The organism is Microcystis sp. LEGE 08355 (assembly GCF_015207185.1).
In the GTDB taxonomy this organism is placed as follows: domain Bacteria; phylum Cyanobacteriota; class Cyanobacteriia; order Cyanobacteriales; family Microcystaceae; genus Microcystis; species Microcystis panniformis.
In genome coordinates this window covers 1-3849 of sequence record NZ_JADEXI010000453.1, presented here as the reverse complement: position 1 = coordinate 3849, position 3849 = coordinate 1, and the positions used below count along the sequence as shown (strand labels likewise).

The following is a 3849-nucleotide window of genomic DNA, read 5'->3' as shown; positions in this document are numbered from 1 at the left end:
AATCTTCTGATTATCTGCTTGCTCACTTTCGTGGGTAAAGCTAAATAATCTGAGGTTTTAGATACCAGATGATAGAGTTGATTAAAACTCAGTTTTTGGGAGTTTTCAAAGAAATATTGGCGATAATTGTAGTTAGCTAGATTGAACAAATTTTTTGACAAAAAGGCATAATGGTCGATTTCTGACCAGAAGGGATGGTTTTGACTGATAATATGACGTTCAACTAGCTTCATATCCTGATTATACCTGATAACGTTCTTAAAATCTATCTGTGGCCAAAGTTCAGCAATTCTCATTTTAAGGTTTCATGACATTAAAACCCCTGCACCTAGAGGGGTTAATAATTCTTAACGAATCTCTATATCGCTGAAACAACGCAAAATCGTTTCAAAATGAGAATTGCTGGCCAAAGTTACTTATTTTAGTTATCTAGCTACAGAAATGAGTAACTTTAAAAAGCTTTAGGTAGGTTTTTGGTTTCTGTGGTTAACCCTTTAATTATCACCCCAAAATATAGCGCCGGTGTTTGTTTCCCCAGCAGATACCGGCATCTGTCCCCTTTTGTCGATTAAATTTGTTAGATTTTGGAGGAGAAATGTTAACTTATTTGAAAATTTATGTTGAGCAGCACTGCTACCTATCCCATCGGGGGAACAGATATCGATCGCTTTGATTGTCGTCAAGTTTGGTATCCTATCTACTACGTCAAAGATTTAGACAAAAAGCAGCCCCAACGCTTTACCCTACTAGAAGAGGATTTAGTGATTTGGTGGGACAAAAATCAGCAAGAATGGCGAGTTTTCGAGGATAAATGTCCCCATCGTCTCGCTCCTCTCTCAGAAGGTCGTCTTAACGAAAGCGGACATCTAGAATGTCCCTATCACGGTTGGTCTTTTTCCGGAGGAGGAAACTGTGAATTTATTCCCCAACAACCGGAAAACAGTCAAGCTAACACCTCTCGACGCGCTTGTGTGCGGTCTTTTCCCACGGCTATCCGTCAGGGATTATTATTCGTTTATGCGGGTAATCCCGAAAATGCTCCCCTGACTGCGATTCCAATTATTGAACCCATGGAGGAGGATGGTGATGCTTGGATTTGTTTGGATACATTTCGAGATCTACCCTACTCGGCCGTCACTTTAATCGAAAATATTATCGATTCTAGTCATGTTCCCTATACCCATCATCTCACCATCGGTAATCGGGCCAATGCCGCTCCTATGGAGTTAGAAATTATCGAGTCCAATCGTCAGGGATTTAAGGGTATTTGGCCCGAAGGACCGCGTAAAGGTCAATTAGGTCAGCAATACAGCAATTTTATCGCCCCCGGATTCATTTACCACGATCTCACCTCGGAAAAGTTCGGACGGACTTTAACCGCAGTCTATGCAACTCCAATCCGTCAGGGAGAATGTCGTCTCTTTGCTCGTTTTCCCTTTAAATTTAACTCTAAACTGCCGAAATTCTTCATTAAGCTTACCCCCACTTGGTATTCCCACATCAATCAAAATGCTATTCTCGAAGATGATCAGATTTTTCTCTACTATCAAGAGCGTTATCTGCAAGCTCAGGGAGGTAGTCAGAATTTTAGTCAAGCTTGTTATCTCCCTACCAAAGCGGATTTATTAGTGTTTGAGTATCGCAATTGGGTTAATCAATACCAAGCTGATCCTTTCGCCGGTCAACCTTTTCCCCCCCTACAATCAAAAGAGATTCTCCTCGAACGCTATCACTCCCATACCAAAAATTGTGCTGTTTGTCAAGGGGCTTTTAAAAATATTAATCGTCTGCGGGGGTTAACATTAGCGATCGCTATTGTTCTTGGTCTATCTTTACCAGTTTTAGCTCTAATTTTCGCTCAATCGGCCCTTGTTCCCGTGACAGTGCTGACAGTATTAACTGCAATTATGGTGGCAGTTTATTGGCGCTTGGGAGAACTGAAAAAACAGTTTTATCAAGGACGGGAATTATTGCCGAGAAATACCGGTAAAAAGCGATAAAGCTGCCGAAAAAGAGCGGAAGTTAGGGAACCTGTTCCTCACTATCGACTTTGGGGGTTTGGTTTTGGGAAGATTGCTGAAGTTCTTGCCAGCGAGTTTCTGCCAGTTGTTTTTGTGCCTGCACTTCTCGGTCATTGGAACGATAACGAAGGGATTCTTGATAAGCTTGAATCGCTCGCTCGTATTGACCGAGTTTAAACCAACTATTGCCTAAACTTTTCCAGGTTTCGGGGTTATCTTTTTGTCTTTGAATCGCCTGTTGATAGGCATTTATAGCTTGGTAATTGTCGCCTAAACGATACCAAGCGTTACCGATACCGATAAAAACTTCGGCTTTTTGGGAAGAAATGCGGCGAGCTTTTTCGTAGGATGCGATCGCTTCTTGAAATCTTTCCATTTGATGAAGTAATGCCCCTTGATTTAACCAAGCTTGATAATAATTAGAATTGGCTTGAGTTGCTTGAGTAAATGCCTCCAAAGCTTCTGGTTTGCGGCCTAATTTTTGCAGAATAATCCCTTGACTATAGTGAGCTTGGGAAAATTGGGGATTAAATTGTCCGGCTTTGCTATAACTTTCTAAAGCCTCATTAATTTTATTTAATTGATACAAACTATTACCTTTTTGATACCAAATTAAGGCATTATCTGGTTCGATCGCTAGAGCCTGATCGTAGGCTTTAACTGCCCCTTCATAATCCTCAAGATTTTGTAATGACCAGCCTTTTTTATACCATGTTTTGGCATCATTTTGTTGAAAAGTTAACAATTTGTCAAGAGCTTTTTGGGCGGCGGAATATTGTTGCAGTTCTAGATAGATATCGGCCTTACCTTGCCAAGCTTGACTAGCAGCAGGATTAAGAGATAAGACCCGCTCAAAACTTTCCAAAGCCTCTTGATTTTTGCCTAATTTATCTAAAGCTTCCCCGCGACCGAGCCAAGCTGGCCAAGCGGAATCTGGGTTAATTTGAATAGCTTTTTCGTAGGTATTTAAAGCTTCCGAGTATCTTTGTAAAGCTAATAAAGCATCAGCTTTTCCTTGCAATGCCTCAAGATAATCGGGATTAATTTTTAAGGCTTGACCATAGGAATTGAGGGCATCGGTATAGCGTTTGAGTTGATAAAAAGTCTGACCTTGTTGATAGTAATCAAGAGAATTACGGGAATTTTTCCAATAATCAAAACCCAGATAAGCACCGGCTATTAAGCCAATTGTCCCAGAGACAAACAAGATTTTTGTTAGCCAAGATTTCCCTGGACGAGCAACCTGACCTTGAGGTTTCACCCCATAGGTAGTTTTCGGATCGAGATGATGAATTTTACCTAATTTTCTCAGATCGATTAATGCTTCACTGGCACTGGTATAACGCTGACGAAAATCATAGCGGATCATGCGCTCGATAACATAACTAAACTCGGCGCTAGTCATGGCCAAATGTTGCCAGAGAATTTCCCCTGTGCGAGCATCCAGTGGAATCTCTTCGGGCTCTTTACCAGTTAAAGCTTGTAATCCAATAATACCAGTGGCATAGATATCGCTACTAAAACGCGGATAACCTTGGGCCTGTTCACTGGGGAAATAACCCGGGGTACCAATAGCGATGGTAGAAATGGTTTTACCTTCTTTAACTACTTGAGTGCTAATTTGTTTGACAGCACCAAAATCAATTAAAACCAATTGATGATCTTGGCTGCGACGAATAAGATTGAAGGGATTAACATCGCGATGGATCACCTGTTTGTGATGGACAAATTCGAGAATTGAGAGAATTTCTGTTAATAAAGCCACCACTTTCCCTTCATTTTGCCTATAGACACCGGCAGTAATTTCTGTGGCTAAATCTTCCCCTTC

2 protein-coding genes and 1 pseudogene are annotated in these 3849 nt (G+C 41.1%); 1 reads left to right on the top strand and 2 read right to left on the bottom strand.

Features of this window, described 5'->3' with window-relative positions; genetic code table 11:
- Window positions 1–233 (bottom strand): annotated as a pseudogene (locus IQ242_RS19035) (RNA-guided endonuclease TnpB family protein); the annotation flags it as partial.
- A gap of 384 nt (window positions 234–617) precedes the next feature.
- Here IQ242_RS19035 and IQ242_RS19030 point away from each other — a divergent pair.
- Entirely contained in the window at window positions 618–2000 is a 1383-nt protein-coding gene (locus IQ242_RS19030) for a Rieske 2Fe-2S domain-containing protein (RefSeq protein WP_193961045.1), read from the top strand.
- A gap of 22 nt (window positions 2001–2022) precedes the next feature.
- On the opposite strand, the gene IQ242_RS19025 is transcribed toward IQ242_RS19030, so the two are convergent.
- The coding region (locus IQ242_RS19025; protein WP_193961044.1) for a tetratricopeptide repeat protein at window positions 2023–3849 on the bottom strand (1827 nt) is incomplete at its 5' end.